The sequence below is a fragment of the uncultured Chloroflexus sp. genome (assembly GCF_937129525.1).
Classification (GTDB): domain Bacteria; phylum Chloroflexota; class Chloroflexia; order Chloroflexales; family Chloroflexaceae; genus Chloroflexus.
On sequence record NZ_CAKZNK010000145.1, the window covers coordinates 26246 to 45622 of the forward strand.

A 19377-nucleotide genomic window follows, 5' to 3' on the forward strand; every position below is an offset into this window, starting at 1 on the left:
GCATGTATTAGTGGCTGGTTGCAGCAGTCGTTTTGGCGCCTGGGGTGTGATAGACGCATTTCACCCCAGGCTTTTTGTGCTGGTTGTACGCTGGCGTAACGCTGTACATCCCGCGATCTGTGGGTAAACCGGTTTTACCCTTCGCGTCCCAACAGGCGGTAGTATAAATCGCGGAAGCCTTCACCAAGCGGCCCGTAACCGAATTGAGCGACTACTTTCGCTCGACCGTGCTCGCCAAACTGTCGACGCAACGCCGCATCTTCGCCAAGAATGCGCACCTTTTCGGCGTAGCCGGCCACGTCATCGCGCGCAACCAGAAAGCCATTCAAGCCGTCATCAACCACCTCCGGCAGCGCGGCGACATTGGTTGTCACCACCGGACGACCGCAAGCCAGCGCCTCGGCGGGCGCAATGCCGAACCCTTCCAGCCGCGAAGGGAAAAGCAGGATGTCGCAACTCTGGTAGGCTGCGACCAGACCGGCCCGATCGGGCGAGCCAATCGGGATCATGCGCGGGTGAGGCGGGCCGGCGTCGCGGCCTTGAAAGCCGCCAGTGTAGTAGAGGATGTAGTCGGCAGGCAGGCGATCCATAATCTTTGGCAGCAGATCGAAGCCTTTGCGTCGGGTGCGATTGCCGACAAACAACAGGCGAATCCGCGCATCCGATGGCGGCAGACCATCGTCGCGGCGCGACAGACCTGGTGGCGGCACGAAGACATCGGTGTCGATACCGTCATAGATCAGCACAGTGTCTCGGCGGCCATAGGTTGCGGTTACCATGCGCTGTGTGAAGCGGCTGACACAAACAACTGCATCAGCGTAAGCAATCGACAGACCGTCGTAGCGCGACTCAACCAGGCGGTAAAAGAGACGTTGGGCAAACGAACTGTACGGTTGCAGATCGGGATCGGTCGTAAGATGGTGAACGGTCGTAACCACTGGCCGGTCGTAGCCACGCAGGCTGAAGGCCACCCGCGAGCGGCCTTGCACGATGTCGAAGCGTCGCACCACGTCGGCAGGCAACGCGCGCGGGATGAGCATCGGCGCGAAGTTGTACAGTTCTGGGAGTCGCACCAGCTCAGGCGCAAGACCGGCGCGTTTGACGGCACGAGTAATGTTCTGAATGCCGAAATCGACACCACCGCGACCGAGCGGCGAGATGTAGAGTGGACGAAGCGTCATAGTCTGTTCCAGATGCTTGATGATCAAAGGGAGCCGGCTCTGACTGCGTGAGCCGGCATGCATGCCATACCTTCCACAATATTGATCCATCCTGATATACCTACCGCTGTCAGGCTGGCATCGCGCGTTGGGGCAGGTCGGGTTGTCCGGTCACCGAAATGTGCTGGCGCAGCCATGGTCATTGCTTGCCAACTGGAAAGAGTCTGGGCACGACGCTCAGAAAGACAATCATGCCACAAAGCTCAACCAGCGATTGAAAAACGATCACAACTACTGCCAGCTCGTAAGACGATGGGAGAGCAAGCGCTAGTGGCAAGACCATAAATGAATTGCGAGTGCCAAAACTGAAGGCGAGCACCCGACCCTCTGATGGCAATAAAAGGAAGACGCTGGTCAGGAGGCGCGCTAACGCCAGAGCGCAGATGAGAAATCCACCGAACACAAGTGAGAGCTGACCAAGGATTGCCAGCGATGCTGTGATGAGATTGACCTGAGTCACCGTGATCAGAAACACGACCAGCGCCAGCAATGGCACCGGCAACCAGGCCAGTCGTTCGGGCAGGCGCTGCCAGCGTGGAACACGCTGAGCGACCGCTTCGGTGACAAACGCGGCCAGCAAGGGGAGGGCGATAGTGCCACCGAATGCCAGCAGGATGTCTGCGCTAGCGAACGTCATTTGCACCGTCTGACCGGAGATGAGCCACAGATACAATGGCAACAACCCGATTTGCAACAGAAGGCTGACAGGCGCGAACGCAATCGCATAGGCGGTTTTGCCACCGCCCAGATGGGTAAAGGTAATAAACCAGTCAGTGCAGGGCACAAGCAGCACCAGCAGCACACCAAGCCGGATTGCCGGATCGTCAGGCAGGATGCGAAGCGTTCCCCAAAGCAGGACCGGAATGATGACAAAATTGCCGATGATTGCCGCCTGCAAAAAACGTCGGTCGGTAAAGGCGTCGCGCGTGTGCAAGAGAGGGATTTGCGTGAAAACGGTGTATAACAGCAACGCCAGCAATGGCCAGAGCAAGAACTCCAGCGCGCGCAGGGGAAACAGCGCGCGCCAACCGATCAGCAGCCCACTCCCAATTGCCGCCAGGTAAATCAGCGCCTGATGTCGTTCGAGGCTCGTCCGGCTCATAACAGGCGTGCCATCTACCAGTAATCACCGCAGAACGGTGGCAGGCCGGCGAGGGCCTGTTCGAGCAGGCCGAGCGCGCGCCGTTCAGTTACCGCCAGCAAACCGAATGCGGCAGCCGCGCGCGAGGTGAGGTAGCGACTGAGCAACTGGCTGAGTGTTGCGCTTGTGCAGGCCAGGTCTGCTTCGCCGGGGTCAAGACGGGTAACGGATATCTGCCCGTTGTCCCATTCAAGCTGGTAACGGCCAGTATTGTCGGCAATCCAGTCATCGGCGATCTGAAGAGTGAGGCGACCGGTTGCCGGCGCAAAGGGATAGAGGGTGAGCAGCCGGCTTACATCGAGCGCGCGCTGCATAAAGAGGGGGACAACCGTTACCGAAGCCGGTTCGGGCAGCAACGCATTGAGGGGCGCATCAATTGGGGTGGGAATGACGGCTTCATCAATCTGGTCGGCGTGACGGGCAATAAAGACGAAGAGTTGCGCGCGCGCAACCGGATCGAGCGCCACAATATCGCGACAGACAAGGCTGGCGCGGTTTGTCGAGCGCTCGATCCGATAAATCAGGTACGAACGTCCTCGGCCTTGCTCATCGCGCCAGATGAAGGCGTGATACGGTTCGCCACTCCAGGTTTGCAAGACATCGATCCGCCACCAGGTCGGCTCGCGCACCAGCGGGCCATAGCGACCACGGAGCGCGCCGCGATAGATGACATCGAGTTCGGCAATCTGTTCCGTTCCCGCCGGTATGTAATGACCGGGAACTGGGGTAAAGGCTTGCAAGTGTTGCGGTGTTAGTTTCACCAATCGTCGTTCGCCGGCCAGCGCCCACCCCAGCCGATGGTAAAAGGCGTGATGGAAGGGATGGAGCAAAGCGAGCACCGCGCCGTGTTCGCGCAATTCGGCGCACGCAGCGCGCAAGAGCTGTTCGGCATAGCCGCGCCGCCGGTACTGTGGCCAGGTCGCAACGCTGCCGATGGCGCCAACCGGCAGTGTCCCCGCGCCGGCCTGCATTGCAAAGGGCATGATCTGCAACTGAGCGACGTGATGGCCATCGACAAACAAGCCGCGCAACTGAGCGATCACCTCCGGGGTATAGCGTCCGCGGTGATACTGACGGGCGAAAGCGTAGCTATCCAGCGCCCAAAACTGCTCAAATTCGTCTTCCGCGATTGGCCGATACTCAATCATTGTCTTGGCTTTTCAACCAGAATAAAGTAACTGCCGCAGCGCATCCACCCAAACAGCCAGAGATCCAATTCCATCAACAACGTAACTGCGAGCAGCGCATAGTAGACCGGGCCTTTGGCGCGCAGGTGCGCGCGCATACGCTGACGGGCGCGAATCTCGCGAGCCGCGCCGGCGCTGACTCTGGTGGGGACATCACCGGCTGGTTTGCGTCCGCGGGTTCGTCCGATGATGGACTCGCCGAGTTTCATCAGCACATGCTCGACAAAGGTTGTGAAGAGACTATTCCAGAACACCACCTTTACCGGTCGCAGGCCGGCGCGCTCGAACGCGGCCACAACATCCTCCCACCGCTCGAGCGCCTTCACGTGGTCAGACTTGCGCAGCTTTTCGCGTTCAAAATCGTAGATTCCCGCTTTGACGAACAGGCGACCGATATGGCGACTGATGTCAATCAACGGCTGGATCGGCGAACGTTCACGGGTATTGGAAAAGGCCAGCATGCGCCCGCCAGGTCGGAGAACGCGGGCCGACTCGGCCAGGTATGCATCGATCACCGGTAGCGGGAAGTGTTCCAGAATGTCGATAGCGAAGACCTTATCAAAACTATTGTCGGCGAAGGGCAACAGGCGCGAATCGGCCTTAGTCAGTGTCACGGTACGCGCGGCTTCATCGGCGAAGAGCGTCGCCGGGTCGGTACCCACCATCATTTTGACATACTTCGCATTCCAGACAGCGTGCTTGGCCGTGCCGCAGCCATTATCGAGCGCCACATCGTTCTTGCTCCAGCGCATCAGGCGGCGCAGCATACGGTCGCGCACGCCGGCAGCGAGCAGTGGTGGAGCCAGTTCACGATAATCAAGTTCGGCAGCCAGTTGCTCTTCATCGCTGACGTACTTCGAGACGTAATCAAACTCAGCGCCACGCGGCATCAGATCGATGTAGCCATCGCAGAAAGGGTAGAGTGTCTGGCAGCGTGGGCAACGAACGCCACCGGTCTCGACAATCAGCGGACGCACCCGACAGGTCGGGCACTGCAAGAGTGGAAAGATATGGTGATTGATCATGGTGATGGCGGCACCCAACGCCGGTTAATTTCAGCGGCGAGAATGCTATCAAACAGCAAAAGAAAGAGACCCTGTACCAAAATGCCGAACCCCATGCCGCGTCGGTCAGGTCGATCGCCTGCGGCGCGCAACAGCCAGAGGCCGGCGCCAATGTAGAGCAGATCGAGGCCGGCATTGATCAACAAGATGTTACGGAACCGTTCTGCTGCGGCGTGCGCTGCCGACTCGTCGAGATCGCCCGCGACCAGATCTTCGGCCTTGAGCAGAGCCTGACGACGACCGGCCATTGCCAGCAGCCAGTCAATTGCGCCCCAACTGATCGCCTGCAAGCCGACGTGGCGCCAGAAACCGGGCAACAACGTCAACAAAGCGCCACCGATCACATTCCCGGCTCCCCAGTGTTGGAGCGGTTTCAGGGCATGGTATTGAAAAGCAAAGAAATTATTGTTCATCACGTTCGTTCCATCCAACCAATGCTCTACGCATAGCGCATGATACCTCGCAGGGGGATTATAGCAAAGATTGCCATGCGTGGAGCGACTGATTGTATTGGCGACAACTGTTAGAACAAAAACTGCCAGGCAAAGAGCGCCATCCCAATCAGCACCAGGATAATCCCCTGAGGTAGCCAGAGCACCCATGCCCAACCGAAGCGACCCTGTTTGATCAGCCAGGCCGAACCGGCCAGACCGATCGGCATCAGCCATGCCAGTACACCGATATCTGATGTTTGCATCAGATAGAACGAGACAGGCAAAGCCAGAATTGCGCCACCGATAACCGGTTCCATCCGCCGTCGCCATAACCCAAAGATACTGATAATCACCGAGATGAGAAAGAGCGGCAAGGCAATTGTGGCAAAGTCTGACATAGGTGAAACTCCTGGCTGCAGGATGAATTGTTCTTAATTATACGCCACCTTCCCTGAAAGCAGGATAGCGCGCGGTAACGGCGTTGCGCGGAACCGGCAGCGGTATGGTTGCATACGACTGTTGACATGTCGCTAACTTGCCCACATGCGCACAAGAGAGCATAACTCCCGATGATGCCGGACTTCTGTTTGCAGTCGCGGCGCGGTGCTAATCAATGGTATCAGATAATGCAATCGTCGCTTGACTCGTGTTGATCCTCTCTTGACCTGGTGTCTGGCAGGTTATACAATTTTAATACACTCTTTCATAACGATCAGGAATAAGCCACGTTCCACAGTTGAGACATTGCCCGGCGTGAAGGCACTACCTGTTTCACATACAGGTGGTATCAGGAGGCGATGACGATCTGTCTGAAAATGTTGACTTTTTGAATTTGTAAACTTATTATTTGGAAAGAGGGGACGTGGTGCGGGCGGGTTTGCGCGCTCGCCAGCATAGAGAGGTCAAGGAGGTGTCACCGTGTCTATCTGGCGTCCAGATCCGACGTTTTATCCATCGCCGCGCATGGCCACTAAAGCTCCCCCGGAGACACTGGCCTACGTGGTGCGGTTGAATCCGAACGGCAATGGTCAGGCCGATGCCATGTGCGTGGTCGATGTCGATCCGCAATCTTCCACCTATAGCAAGGTTGTTGGCGTCACCGAAATGCCCTACACCGGCGGCGAACTACACCATTTCGGCTGGAATGCATGTAGTTCGATGCTCTGCCCCAATGCGCCACATCCGCACGTCGAACGGCGCTACCTCGTGGTGCCTGACATTCGCAGTTCGCACATCACCATTCTCGACATCAAATCTGATCCGACCAAACCGGCAGTGGTCAAAGTGATTGAACCGGATGAGTTGTTTGAGCGTACCGGTTATGCGCGACCGCATACGGTGCATTGCGGGCCAGACGGCATCTACATTTCGGCGTTGGGAAATCCCGATGGTGAAGGGCCAGGTGGAATTTTCATTCTCGACCACGACACCTTTGAAGTTCTGGGGCGCTGGGAGATCGATCGCGGCGATCAGTATCTCCACTATGATTTTTGGTGGCATCTCGGCTACGACACGCTGATCACCAGCGAGTGGGGGACGCCGCGGATGGTTGAGCATGGCGTGTTGGGCGAGGAATTGCTGGCCGGCAAGTACGGGCATCGGATTCATCTCTGGGATTTGCACCGTCGTCGCCACGTGCAGACGCTTGACCTCGGCGCCGAACATCAGATGGCGCTGGAATTGCGTCCGGCCCATGATCCGACGAAAGCGTATGGCTTTCTCAATAGTGTTGTCAGCTTGAAAGACCTGTCGGCCTCGATCTGGCTCTGGTATCGCCAGAACGGTTCGTGGAAGCTGCAAAAGGTGATCGAGATTCCTGCCGAACCGGCCAGTGAAGATCAGCTTCCCGACATTTTGAAGCCATTCAAGGCCGTGCCGCCACTGGTCACCGACATCAATTTGACGGTTGATGACCGCTTCCTGTACGTTTCGTGTTGGGGAACCGGTGAGTTGCGCCAGTACGACGTGACCGATCCCTTTAACCCCAGGCTGACCGGCACGTTGCAAATTGGCGGCATTGTGCGGCGAGCAGGGCATCCGGCGGCGAGCGGGCCGCTCAACGGCGGGCCGCAGATGGTCGAGGTGAGTCGCGATGGCCGGCGCATCTACTTTACCAATTCACTCTACCTGCCGTGGGATGCGCAGTTTTACCCTGATGGCATTCGGAGCTGGATGGTGAAAGTGGATGCCGATCCACAGGGTGGCATGCGCTTCGATCCCAACTTCTTTGTTGACTTTGGCGACCAGCGCGCGCACCAGATTCGGTTGCAAGGCGGTGATGCTTCCAGCGACTCGTACTGCTTCCCGTGATGCGGGTGAGATGCGGTTGGTGACAGGAGTTGTCGTTTCCTACAGGTAGTCAACGGAGGCAGGTTGTGGATCCGATCGGCGGGTGGCTCTGGTTGTCGCTCTTCGGCCTTGGCTTGTTTCATGGCCTTAATCCGGCAATGGGCTGGCTTTTTGCCGTAGGCCTTGGTTTGCAGGAAGGGCGCGCGGGCGCAGTGGTTTCGGCAATGTGGCCGATTACCATTGGGCATGCGGCGGCAATTGCGGTTGCGGCTTTCGTTACCATCCTGCTCGGCTACATCTTGCCTACCGATATGCTCCTGGCGCTTACCGGTATTGCGCTATTGCTATTTAGCGGGTGGCGATGGTTGAGCCGCTTTCGCCACCCCAGGACACGGTTTCGGGCCAGCCCGTGGGAACTGGCCTGGTGGTCGTTTCTTATGGCGACTGCGCATGGAGCTGGTATGATGGTGACGCCATTGTTGACGGTGATGGCGCCAGCGGCGCATGCGATGCACGGCGATCACCATCACCACGCGCCGGCCCTCACCGATTCGATGCTCGAAGCGACGCTGGCGGTCGTTGTGCATACTGCCGGCATGCTGGCGGCGATGGCGGGTATTGCGCTGGTCGTGTACTGGCTGGTGGGGTTAGAGATTCTGCGCCAGGCCTGGATCAACACCGATCTCATCTGGGTGGCTGTGCTCGCGATGACGGGCGCAATTGCGCTCGGATTGGGGGTATGGAATATGGTGTCAGGATCCCTGATCTGAAACGTCTGAGTCGGGGTTGCGACTCGTAGTCTGAGGCCAGCGCTGACCGTGATTGCAAGCGGTTGGCGCGTGTGAAGATCGCTGAATCGTCTCTGTTTAAGTGGCTGGTTAATCTTACCGGACCCGCTGCAAGTCACCGCGCTTCGGCGGGTTTATCGCTGTTGTTCGCCCGCGCGCCATCATTCAATATGACAATATGAAAATCACAATACCGCAATCAACGATAGCGTAAGCTCGTCGGTGAGCGGGTTGCCCTATGAAGCTGCCAGGTTATAACCCGCGCGGAGTGTCACCGGTAGCAATTGCCGTTATTGTCTCAGCCGTGGCAAAACATTTACCATCGCCTCATTGACATACCAGCTCCGCCACAGGCGCGCAATAAGACCGGCCACTTCCCACAGTCGGCGCCAGCGTAGTTGCACCTGACGCTGTGGTGTCGCTACCCGGCTCTCGAGCTGATCGAGATGCAGCGCCAGCAACGCGCGCAGCAGGCGGTGATGGCCGCGGGTAGCAGGTGGAATGTGGCGGGTTGCCCAATCAAGCAGATCGGCAAGGCTGGCGCGAGCATTGGCAATCGCCTGTTGCTGGCGGGCGCGGGGAGCGCGGCGCGCCTGCATCACTGTCGCTTCCTGGCGAGCAGCGAAGAAGCGGAGTAGCAACGCGCCGGCATTCCATTCGGCGATCTCTGCGCTCAGGGCAGCTTGCTCAACCAGGGCAGTTCGTCGGGCGCTGTCCAGCGCCGCATCGCCGGCTGGCAGTATATCGAGCGCTTCGTGAAGCGCAGCCAGGCGCCGTTCGCAATGAGGTGGCGGCGCGTCATAGCCATCGAGGATGTCGCGTGGCGGACGCGCGATCGGGTCACGCCAGCCTGCCGCTTGTTGCCGCGCTAGCTCGGCGGGAGTGATGTCGAGCGCATGGCGCCACGCAGCGGTCAGGGTCGCGTAGGCCGTATCGAGCAGCGCCGCCGTAGTTGGCGCGCGGACGGCAACGTATTGTCTGCGCAACGTTGTCGGGTCGCGCTGCGGATTCCAGGCGAGCGCGGCGAAGCTGTGTGGATTGGGTCCGACTGCCAGCCATGGTCGGTCACCGGTAAGCAAGACTGCGACACCATCAAGCCCCCAATGGTGGTAGGCGCGCAGGTCGGCGGCGATAATATCGCCTAACGGCGGTAAAGCCGATTTGAACAGAATGCCATCGAGGTAGTATTCGAACGCGCTGGCGCCAGCCGGAAAGGCGTTGCGCATGGCAGTGATGCGTTCGGCAAGCGGCCCATTGATCGGGTGACCGCTCTCGCCGACGCTGGCGGCATACGAGCGCTGGCGGGGCGCAATCACAACTTCGACATTCGCCGCCGGTGTGACATGCTGGGGTGGGGTGAAGGTATCATGGTAGGCAAGACAGGCAATCCGGGCAGCAGGATTGATGTCGGTCAGCGCTGCCGCCATCGCGTTGACCAGCAGCAGCGATTGATCCATCGGCGAGAGTGGGGCGCAGTGGCGACAAGCGCACCAGCCGCCGTTGAGCCGGTCAACCGGCCAGAGGTGATAAACGCTGGCCGCTGGTTCATTTGCAAAGAATGCGCTGGCCCACTCGCGCGCCAGCCGCTGCGTCATCGGATTGGTCGGGCAAGGGTTGCCGTCGGCTACGCGACGCCGACCATTGTGGCGGAAGAGGTCAGGCTGGTTGCGGAAGAGGCGACGGGGCAGCGCATCGGCGAGATGGTGCCCCCCGATTTCAAGTCGCAGACTGCGTTCCTGGATTGCCGGCAAGAGACGGGCGCGCAGTCGTTGCCAGGACTGCCACCGGCATGCGCCGAGCGGTAATCCACTTTTGCCAATTGTGTGAATAAAGATGGTATTGAGACGCGCCCGCGCTGCCCATTCGATCCATGCTTCGGCCTGGGCCAGGAAGAGATCGTGCCCGATCACCAGACCGCGGCGACTCAAGGCCGGCTGTTCAGCGACAGTTGCCGCGGGCAGAATGATAGACGCGCAACGGGGTACGTGTTCATCGGCGGGGCTTGGGCCAACCCATCGCCATCCCAGCGCTACGAGCAAATCATAGACCGCGTAGAGCAAGCCACGCGGCCCTTCACCGATCAAAACCAGACCGCGCTCATCGGTCAGACGCGCGAAGCCCTCACCGCCGTCACCATGGCGGAGAGCGATGCGCTGATTGGGAGCGTTCCCGACGATTGGCAGCGCCGGCCCTCCCATACGCTGAAAGGCGCGGCGTAGCTCGCGCGCGGCCAGGTGCGCCGTGGGATGGTCACTTTGCAGTTCAACAACCCAGTGTTCGGTGAGGAGGTGGTTCATGCAACATTCAAGCGCCCAAGGATAGCGATTGGCAGTCTAACAACGCGGCTATTATAGCAGCACCGCGCGGTGGCTCACGATCACACAGCCTTGCGCGATGACAAATAAAATTAGTTGCATAGTGGACAAATTCATCATCAGCGGCTACAATGCACATAAGCCGCCGTTCCTTGCTTGTTCAGCCGAGATCAGCCAGTGAGTGGCGGGATATGCGTAAATCTTGTTATCATACCGGTATAGCCGGTTGGTCAGCCATCAAATAATGATGTGAGGAAATCATGCTGCGGTTCGAACACGAGATCCTGTTCACTCCTTGTCCCGAACGGATTGCTCGTCTCCGTGAACTCGCCTACAACCTCTGGTGGACGTGGCATCCCGAAGCGCAAGACCTCTACCGTTCGATCGATCCAGAGCTATGGGAGCTGGTCTACCACAATCCAGTCGATTTTCTGCGTGATGTCCGCCAGCGCAAGCTCGAGGCTGCCGCGAACGATCCAGCCTATTTAAAGCGGTACGACGCGGTACTCAAGAGCTTCGACAGCTACATGAGCGCAAAGAAGACGTGGTTTAGCAAACACTACCCTGACGCAAAAGATACGCTGATCGCCTACTTCAGCGCCGAATTCGGTCTGCACGAAAGCCTGCCAATCTATTCAGGCGGTTTGGGCATCCTGTCGGGCGATCACATCAAAGAGGCCAGTGACATGGGCATTCCGCTGGTGGGAGTTGGCTTCATCTACCCGCAGGGCTACTTCCGACAGCGGCTTGATCCGAGCGGCTGGCAACACGCCGAGTATAACAAGCTAAACTTCGCCGATGTGCCGGCGCTGCCGGCGCTCGATCCGGAAGGGCGTGAGGTGGTGGTTGAGGTGGAATTGCCTGGACGCACCATTTACGCCAAGGTTTACAAATTTCAAGTCGGGCGCAACGAGCTACTGCTGATGGATACCGACATTCACCCGAACAGTCCTCAGGATCGTGAACTGTCGGCCCGGCTTTACGGCGGCGATCAAGAGATGCGCATCTCGCAAGAGCTGGTGCTCGGTGTAGGTGGTGTCCGCGCGTTACGCCGGCTCGGCTACAAACCAACCGTCTGGCATATGAACGAGGGGCATTCAGCGTTTCTCGTGCTCGAATTGTGTCGCGAACTGGTCGCGCAAGGGTACAGTTTCGAGGAAGCAATGGAGCAGGTCAAGGCGCATTGCGTCTTCACCACGCACACACCGGTTCCTGCCGGCAACGATGCCTTCCCGTTGCCGATGATCGAAAAGTTCTTCTGGAGCTTCTGGCCACAACTCAATCTCACTCGCGATGAATTTATGAGTCTGGCGCTGCAAGAGCAGCAATGGGGGCCGACTTTTGCAATGACTGCGCTGGCGCTGCGTTTCTCGGCCTATCGCAACGGCGTCAGCAAGTTGCACGGCCACGTCGCCCGCGGGATGTGGCAATGGCTCTACCCCGGTCGCGCCCAGGATGAAGTGCCGATCACATCGATTACCAACGGCGTTCATACAGCGACCTGGCTGGCGCCTGAGATCCGCACGCTCTACAATTCGTATTTGGGCAAAAATTGGGAAGAACACCTTGACGATCCACAGTTGTGGCAGAAGGTTTATCAGATTCCCGATGAGACGCTCTGGCAGACCCGCCAGAAGCTGAAGCGCGATCTGATCGCATTTAGCCGCCAGCGTTTGCAGCAACACTACATCCGGCTTGGCATTCCGGTGCCGGTCTGGCCCGTGCTGGAAGAGGATATCCTTACCATCGGCTTTGCCCGTCGGTTTGCGACCTATAAGCGGGCGACGCTGTTGTTCAAGGATATTGAGCGGCTGAAGCACATTCTCAACCGGCCCGGCAAACCGATCCAGATCATTTTTGCCGGCAAAGCGCATCCCAAAGATGATCCGGGCAAGCAGTTCATTCAGGATGTCTACCGGCTGGCGATGCAGCCGGGTCTGGCTGGTCGGATTGTCTTTCTCGAAGAATACGACATTGCCGTAGGACGAGCGCTGGTGCAGGGGGTTGATGTGTGGCTCAACAATCCGCGCCGTCCATACGAAGCCAGTGGCACCAGTGGCATGAAGGCCAGTCTTAACGGCGCGCCTAATTGTTCGGTGCTCGATGGGTGGTGGCCGGAGGCGTATAACGGGCGCAACGGATGGGCAATCGGCGATGAGCGCGAGTATGCCAGCCAGGAAGAGCAGGATTGGAATGACGCTCTATCACTTTACCACCTGCTCGAGCACGAAATTGCGCCCCGTTTCTACGATAACCGCGATGCTAACGGCATTCCGGTGGCGTGGGTACAGATCTGCAAAGAAGCGATTGCTACCGTCGCGCCAATCTTCAGCACGCGCCGGATGCTGGCAGAATATCTGCGTGACATGTATATGCCGGTAGCAGTTCAGGGAGCGATGCCACTGGCCTAGAAAGGCTCGCTCGTCAGGTGTAAGCTGTTTGATGGGGGGAAGCAATCGATGGATGTCACATCCCCCCATCATTATGTCCCTCCCCGCTCGACGATTATGCATCAGATTGAGCCTGATCACACGCTGGCATTTGCGCGCCTTGACGCGCTCGCTATCTATCGCCGACTGGTTGCCCACTTCGGCTTATTGTGTGGGCCGGAGGCGGCTAGTCCCTGGTGGCCGATCATCAGCGCCAACCCTCAGCTCGAAATGGTGATCGGAGCAGTGCTGGTGCAGCAGACGCGCTGGGAAATGGTTGAAGACGCGATCGCGCGACTCCATGCCGCCGGTTTGATCGATCTGGCGGAACTGGCCCAGGCGGATGCGGAGCATCTGGCAACGTTGATCTACCCTTGCGCGTTTTACCGGCAGAAGGCGCAGGGCTTGATCGCGCTGGCGCAGGCCATTCAACAACGCTATGGCGATCTGGCAGCGATGTTCAGGCTTCCAACCACGGTATTGCGGGCCGAACTGTTACAATTACCGCGGATCGGCCCGGAAACGGCGGATGTCGTCATGCTGTATGCCGGTCAGCATCCGGTATTCGTCGTTGATGCATACACGCGCCGGATCTTTGCCCGTCTCGTTCCCGACCGGCTGTCCTGGGAACGGGCAAGTTATATGCAGGTGCAACAGGTCATTGCTGCCGGGTTGCCAGCCGATCCGTTGTTGATGGCTGACTTTCACGCGCAACTGAATGAACTGGCCGTGCGTTACTGTTTGGTTCGCCCACGTTGCGATGGCCCCCCTTCCCGGCGGGTCTACTCGCGTCAGCCGGGTCGCAACAGCTTTCTCGATCGTCACGATGGTTGTCCATTGCGTTCGATATGCGCGTGGTACCGCGCATCAAGGGGGTAAGGCAGGCATGCATCTTTCTCTGCTTACGATCTTTCTCGCCTTTCTACGGCTAGGCTTAACGTCGTTTGGCGGGCCGGTGGCGCATCTCGGATATTTTCGCGCCGATCTGATCGAACGGCGTCGCTGGCTTGATGAAGCAACCTACGCCGATCTGATCGCGTTGTGCCAATTTCTACCTGGCCCGGCCAGCAGTCAGGTCGGGATCGCCATCGGCACGATTCGAGCCGGACTGGCAGGAGGTCTGGCGGCCTGGTTGGGTTTTACGTTACCATCGGCGTTGTTAATGATTGGCTTCGCTTACGGAGTGGCGCTGTTGGGTGATCCGGCCAGCGGCTGGCTACACGGGTTAAAGGTGGTTGTTGTGGCGGTGGTTGCGCAGGCAGTCTGGCAGATGGCGCAACGGCTCTGCCCGGATCGCTTGCGCGCCAGCATGGCAGTTGGCGCAGCGATCATCTTGCTCATCTGGCCTGACGCGCTGGCGCAATTGCTGGTAATCGGGCTGGGTGGGCTGGTCGGCTGGCGCTGGTTGCGTGGTCAAACCGGTAACGGCGTCACTGTGCCATCGCCGGTTAGCCCGCGCGTCGGCATCGTCTTCGCGACCCTCTTTGCCGCGCTGCTCGCCGGATCGTTTCTGGCCTCATTTATTGCCGATCCCACGCTGGCATTCCTGACCGGAATGTTTCGCGCCGGCTCGCTCGTGTTTGGTGGCGGCCACGTCGTGTTACCGTTACTCGAACCGGTTGTAGTGGGAACAGGTTTCCTCAACGCCGACCGATTCATTGCCGGCTACGGCGCAGCGCAGGCAGTGCCGGGTCCGTTGTTCACCTTCAGCGCCTACCTGGGCGCGGCAGTCACTGTGCCTCCCGGCGGCTGGATCGGCGGCATGCTTGCCTTAATTGCCATCTTCCTGCCCTCATTCTTGCTGGTGTGGGCAGCGTTACCGCTTTGGTCTGCCTTGCGCGCGCAGCCGACAGCGCAGGCAACGCTGGCCGGCATCAATGCAGCGGTGGTCGGCATCTTGCTCGCTGCGCTCTATCAACCAGTGATCACCAGCGCGATCCAACATCCACTTGATGTCGCGCTGGCACTGAGCGCATTCATGGCGTTGCAATTCTGGCGGATACCGCCGTGGGCGGTCGTAGTGGCCTGCGCCGTGATCGGCGGAACGCTGTCGTAACTCAATCCGCCCATCGCATCACTTCAGCCACATCGGTCTGGCCGACCGGTTGTTGCAACCGCTCAATAGCTGCGTGCAGGCGCTCAAGCCGGTCAGCGGCTGGCATAGCGGCCTGGCGCGCCAGCCACAGGTTAATCGCTTCGACATAAAGCGCCGTGAGATCGGTTGGTTCGGTGACCAGTTGGTTCAACTCAACCAGAGTGGCTTGAATCCGGTTGCGCGCTGCCGGCCAATCGATCACCTCAGGCATCGCCCGCATCGCATCGAGCAAGCGTCCGGCGCGGGCGCAAATGGCGTGCCGCTCATCGGCAAATGATGGCGACGGAGGAGGCGCCGGCGCCTGAGTCGGCGGCGGTTCGGCAGTGACCGATACCGCGTTCCCGCCGAGCAGGGCAACAATCCGTTCAAACCCTGCTTGCAACAACTGCTCCATTTCACGGGCATAGTGCAGCCATGCGCCGATCTGCATCCCTGCCGGATCGGGAATATCGCGTGCGCGACCGGCCAGTTCGCCGAGCGAGGCAATAGGAGCCTGAGGATAACGACTGCGCAATACCCGGGCGATCCCGCTATCAACTGCAATCAACAGATCAGCAGTCGCCGCCAGCTCATCGGTAAGTGAGCGCGCAACGTGATCATCGCGGCTAAGACCCAGCACGGCCAGCGCATCGCGGGCCATCGGCTGCAACGGATCGTCGTCATGGCCGACCACGCCGGCAGAGGCGATTGACCAGACAAAACCGCGTTCGCCGGCTATCCGGCGGAGCAGGGCTACCGCGATAGGAGCGCGACCGGTGTCGGCGGCGCCGATGATGAGGAGGGTGGCGGTTGGTGTAGTCATAGTCTGTGATTCAGAGCATCCAGTTGATCGCATAGGGGTATTATACGAGAGTTTGGGTATGACAGGGAGTGGACAGGAGGATGGGACTGAGCAGCAATAAATGAGTGTTAGACATCGTATATCGAATGGTCATTGTCTGGTCGAGGTTGTATTGCAACATCTCGATGATCCCACTGACCCTACGGCTCGTATATTACCGCTGTGCCGATTCATTTGTCCCCATGATCCGCTCACACAAGTAGTGGTATCGTGCTAATACACCCAAAACAAACACGACGATTCTGGCTAGCGGCACGTTTCTACGACCATATCATCTGCGACCAAGATGAACTCAACTGCATCAGTCATCACATTAATCTCGCGCGCTGGAACGTCGTCGACACAATCCTGCAACTAATAACTGCATGTTTTAGCCACGAGGACTGGAAATAGTGGCATTTGTTCACACCAGTGGCGAAACCGGTTTGATCGGCAATTTGAAATGAAACACAGGCGCGATGTGCCGAAATTGAGTAGACGCCGCATCGCCGAGAGCAATAGAATCCGAAACAAACCGGTTTGACGTGTCCGTCATCGCACAACTAGGCCTGCGCTACAAGCAAGATACCGACGGCAGTTTCTGTCGCGTCGAAATAGACGATGAACCATTTTGACCCAATCGTAATCGACGGCACCTTTGACGAACTGATCAAACATAGCGACGCGCTTTTGCAAAACCGCCGCACCTGTCAAGTATCAGCCAAAGCCCGGTCTGGTCGGTCGGATGCCCCTTCTCAGACTGGATTCACAGCTTGCAGAAGTACATGTTGTTGGCTATACTAACTGACAAAGGCACAATGTGGGATCCTGCTACGAAATTATTCATGGTGATAACCTCAGCGAAGTTGTATCCGACCTGCGTGCTCAGCCAGGTGGATACATCTTTATCTACGGCAGCGTCAGGCTGGTTCGATCATTGCTCGTTGCTAACTTGATCGATAATGTGGTTGCTAACCATCATGCTCCTCGGTGGTGGAAAAACGATATTTCCTGGCTGCGGGATCGCCGTACCGTTCATGTGGGAACTCCAGTAGCGGGCTGCAAATTTGTCGATATATACGGGTGCGGTCACTCTTTTCAAGCGCTGGCTAACAATGGGTTGCCGCCGACACGCGCCGTGTGCAGCTGAACCGTAAACTATCACGTAGCGGCTGCACAATCACATAAGGAAAAATATGAAACCACCTGAGTACGAATATAAAGGTTTAGTGGCAGAAGCTTGGGATGTGTTGCGTGGGGACACATCGAATTGGGTAGATCGCCATTTTTATCTTAAAATCATCCAAACATATGGAGAACCTGTTCTTGATGTAGGATGTGGTACTGGGCGATTATTAATAGATTACTTACAGCAAGGAATTGATATTGATGGGATGGATAACTCGCCAGAGATGTTGGCAATATGTCAGCATAAAGCAGAAAAGTTGCGATTAAAACCCACATTATACGAGCAATACCTGGAGAATCTGGAACTTCCCCGCAGGTATCGGGTAATCCTGGTTCCATCAAGCACATTGCAATTAATCTGTGAGGTGAAAGCAATAGTGAAAGCCATGAAACGGCTATATGAACACCTATTACCAAATGGCATATTAGTCGCATCGATGATGACATTATGGAAGGAAGGTGAACCGCTTTATTCGGAATGGGAGAAGACGGCATTTCGTGAAACAGATGGTATAAAGTTTCGTAGAGTGGCTCGCTCTTGGTTCGATCCGGTGAGCGAATGTGAACGGACAGAAGATTTATATCAAAAAATAGTGCATGATAACGTTATAATGGAAGAATTTCATCAACGTTCACCGGCAACGCGCTCTTATAGTCATTCGCAAGCAAGGGATTTATTTGCAAAAGCTGGTTTTCAAAATATAAGGTTGTTTAGTGGTTTTACCTTTGATCAAGTTAAACCTGAAGACAGGTTGTTTACAGTTATTGGACATAAGTTGTCTAGCTGCGAAAGGTGACCTGATATCGTTTGTGGCAGATTCACAAGTGAAGTTTATTGCAACATAATGTGAAGGACTTACTATCCAATTCAGTAGTCTTACTAGTGTTAGCAGGCTCTCGAAGGGGCAAAGGAAGTCACTAACCGGCAGGAATAGTGCTGGGCAAAATATTCTTTCACGTGAGGGAAACGGCTACATTCGCTGTCGCACCGAACCTTTTGTTGGCAGATAGTGTTGCAATATTAGTTTCCTAATGTTCCTGTCTGATAGTGTGGCTACGCTGATTAATCTGGTTATTGGGTATTGTTTCACATTAAGAAGATAATTTAGTAAAAAATGACCTGTGTTGAGATTATTAGTTTCTAAAGAATTGAACTCAATCACAAGAAATTATCAAGTAGTGAGAGTCGCAGCTCCTGCTGCGTTGTATGCGTTCCTGAAAGGTAGATGAGGATGAAGGGTAAGACTAATCTATGACGAGTCGCAGCTCCTGCTGCGTTGTATGCGTTCCTGAAAGCGTATAGGTAAATGAAGAGTTGACATTTTTGCACAGTGAACTTAGAGATAGTAACATTTTTTGTTACTTATGATCGAGTTAAGCGGCTTTGTTGATTTGGGAAGAAGTGGCAAGGCAGATAATATGGTACGACATCGCCTTTTGTGTCTCATACCCAGGATGACTTCGGCTTATCATCTCGTTTTAAAGCAATGCTGTCTGGTATCATCTCTATCGCGAGGGATAGATTATCTCTTCGGCGAAAGATACTTGTGTGTGGCTCAGGCAGAGATCCACAGGTAGCATGACCGCAATCGCCAATACAGTCAATGACTACTCTCTGGCGCGAGAGTGTGCTCTTTCGACACTAGAGCCGACTCATTCCTCGTGTCCAGTTTATGTGGCAACCCTGCTGTGATGTTAGACACAGCATGTACACGGTAGGTGAACAGCGTGATCAAAAGTTTTCTGCTTGACTGGCCGCTGCCCGATCTGAATTCATCCTGCTTGATGATTTAAGGCTTAGCAACGATCGGAAAGCGGCAGGCACACAGCGAGTTGCTGAGAGTCTGTAACGGATCAGACTACTTCTGTCTGGATAGTGATTGCGTGTCTTACGTGGCTCACCACACGATCCAGCCGTATTTCGAGCCCGTACAATTACAGTTGGTCACCGTCTCCCAAAGGACATCAGCGCATTCTGCGATGGATTGCATAGTTGATCCCGCTGGCTGTAATGGTCTGTGGTGTGGCGATGATAGGCGCCGGGCTGTTCTACGATCTGGCGTTTGCCGGTCTCCCGTTCCAGGATCCGCCGCCGGAACTATGGCAATCATTTGCAGCGAATAACGAAGAGTTATTCGCTACCGACTTCTCGCCCGATATGCAACCTTTACCCGCGTGTTATTGAGTGGTTTGCTGACAGCGCTCTGTGGCAAATGGGTAAGTAGCTGGCAGCTATTCGTGAGCAGATCAATATCCGTTCACCACAGTTGCGCTATCGCTATTGTCAGGGTTGTGATCGCGTCACTCTAGCATTCCCGCTGTTCTCACCAGATACCCTTCACTCTACTCACTGCTGTGCGTTGCCCAATAGTCGTTGATCGTATCCGAAAACATCATCAACCCGTGC

15 protein-coding genes are annotated in these 19377 nt (G+C 56.8%); 7 read left to right on the plus strand and 8 right to left on the minus strand.

What is annotated here, in order from left to right:
* Positions 1-134 precede the first annotated feature (134 nt).
* From Q0650_RS17890 to Q0650_RS17915, 6 genes are all read right to left on the minus strand, one after another.
* The gene (locus Q0650_RS17890) at positions 135-1181 is read right to left on the minus strand and encodes a glycosyltransferase family 4 protein (protein WP_298821493.1); all 1047 of its coding nucleotides are present in this window, start codon (positions 1179-1181) and stop codon (positions 135-137) included.
* 178 nt (positions 1182-1359) lie between these two features.
* A complete protein-coding gene (locus Q0650_RS17895; RefSeq protein WP_298821495.1) occupies positions 1360-2322 on the minus strand; it encodes an arsenic resistance protein in 963 nt (320 codons plus the stop codon).
* A 14-nt stretch (positions 2323-2336) separates the two neighbouring features.
* Positions 2337-3509: an enhanced intracellular survival protein Eis gene (eis, locus tag Q0650_RS17900; RefSeq protein WP_298821497.1), complete on the minus strand. Its 1173-nt coding sequence runs from the start codon at positions 3507-3509 to the stop codon at positions 2337-2339.
* Positions 3506-4573 (minus strand): class I SAM-dependent methyltransferase, encoded by a 1068-nt coding sequence (locus Q0650_RS17905; RefSeq protein ID WP_298821499.1) that lies wholly within the window; start codon positions 4571-4573, stop codon positions 3506-3508. The genes eis and Q0650_RS17905 overlap by 4 nt, the downstream gene beginning before the upstream one ends.
* Complete coding sequence (locus Q0650_RS17910) at positions 4570-5025, minus strand: DUF6992 family protein (RefSeq protein WP_298821501.1); 456 nt, start codon at positions 5023-5025, stop codon at positions 4570-4572. Before Q0650_RS17910 ends, Q0650_RS17905 begins: the two co-directional genes overlap by 4 nt.
* A 110-nt stretch (positions 5026-5135) precedes the next feature.
* The gene (locus Q0650_RS17915) at positions 5136-5444 is read right to left on the minus strand and encodes a hypothetical protein (protein WP_298821503.1); all 309 of its coding nucleotides are present in this window, start codon (positions 5442-5444) and stop codon (positions 5136-5138) included.
* A 520-nt stretch (positions 5445-5964) separates the two neighbouring features.
* Between Q0650_RS17915 and Q0650_RS17920 the strand changes: the two genes are divergently transcribed.
* Together Q0650_RS17920 and Q0650_RS17925 are read left to right on the plus strand one after the other, a co-directional pair.
* Positions 5965-7356, plus strand: a complete 1392-nt coding sequence (locus tag Q0650_RS17920; protein WP_298821505.1) for a selenium-binding family protein — start codon at positions 5965-5967, stop codon at positions 7354-7356.
* 65 nt (positions 7357-7421) lie between these two features.
* Positions 7422-8105, plus strand: a complete 684-nt coding sequence (locus Q0650_RS17925) for a hypothetical protein (RefSeq protein ID WP_298821507.1) — start codon at positions 7422-7424, stop codon at positions 8103-8105.
* A 308-nt stretch (positions 8106-8413) separates the two neighbouring features.
* Here Q0650_RS17925 and Q0650_RS17930 read toward each other — a convergent pair whose 3' ends face one another.
* Complete coding sequence (locus Q0650_RS17930) at positions 8414-10420, minus strand: DUF4838 domain-containing protein (protein ID WP_298821508.1); 2007 nt, start codon at positions 10418-10420, stop codon at positions 8414-8416.
* 278 nt (positions 10421-10698) lie between these two features.
* On the opposite strand from Q0650_RS17930, the gene glgP reads away from it, so the two are divergent.
* Genes glgP through chrA form a run of 3 tightly spaced genes read left to right on the plus strand, consistent with a single transcriptional unit; the run spans position 10699 to position 14923 of the window.
* Positions 10699-12849, plus strand: a complete 2151-nt coding sequence (gene glgP, locus Q0650_RS17935) for an alpha-glucan family phosphorylase (RefSeq protein WP_298821510.1) — start codon at positions 10699-10701, stop codon at positions 12847-12849.
* A 48-nt stretch (positions 12850-12897) separates the two neighbouring features.
* The gene (locus Q0650_RS17940; protein ID WP_298821511.1) at positions 12898-13746 is read left to right on the plus strand and encodes an endonuclease III domain-containing protein; all 849 of its coding nucleotides are present in this window, start codon (positions 12898-12900) and stop codon (positions 13744-13746) included.
* Positions 13747-13753: 7 nt separating this feature from the next.
* Positions 13754-14923, plus strand: a complete 1170-nt coding sequence (chrA, locus tag Q0650_RS17945) for a chromate efflux transporter (RefSeq protein ID WP_298821512.1) — start codon at positions 13754-13756, stop codon at positions 14921-14923.
* A gap of 1 nt (position 14924) precedes the next feature.
* Here chrA and Q0650_RS17950 read toward each other — a convergent pair whose 3' ends face one another.
* Positions 14925-15764 (minus strand): low molecular weight phosphatase family protein, encoded by an 840-nt coding sequence (locus Q0650_RS17950; protein ID WP_298821513.1) that lies wholly within the window; start codon positions 15762-15764, stop codon positions 14925-14927.
* 1214 nt (positions 15765-16978) lie between these two features.
* Here Q0650_RS17950 and Q0650_RS17955 point away from each other — a divergent pair.
* Together Q0650_RS17955 and Q0650_RS17960 are read left to right on the plus strand one after the other, a co-directional pair.
* Positions 16979-17767 carry a class I SAM-dependent methyltransferase gene (locus tag Q0650_RS17955; RefSeq protein WP_298821514.1) on the plus strand — a complete coding sequence of 263 codons (789 nt, stop codon included), beginning with the start codon at positions 16979-16981 and terminating at the stop codon, positions 17765-17767.
* A 1196-nt stretch (positions 17768-18963) separates the two neighbouring features.
* Positions 18964-19155, plus strand: coding sequence for a hypothetical protein (locus tag Q0650_RS17960; protein ID WP_298821515.1), 192 nt, complete (start codon positions 18964-18966; stop codon positions 19153-19155).
* Positions 19156-19377: the final 222 nt, after the last annotated feature.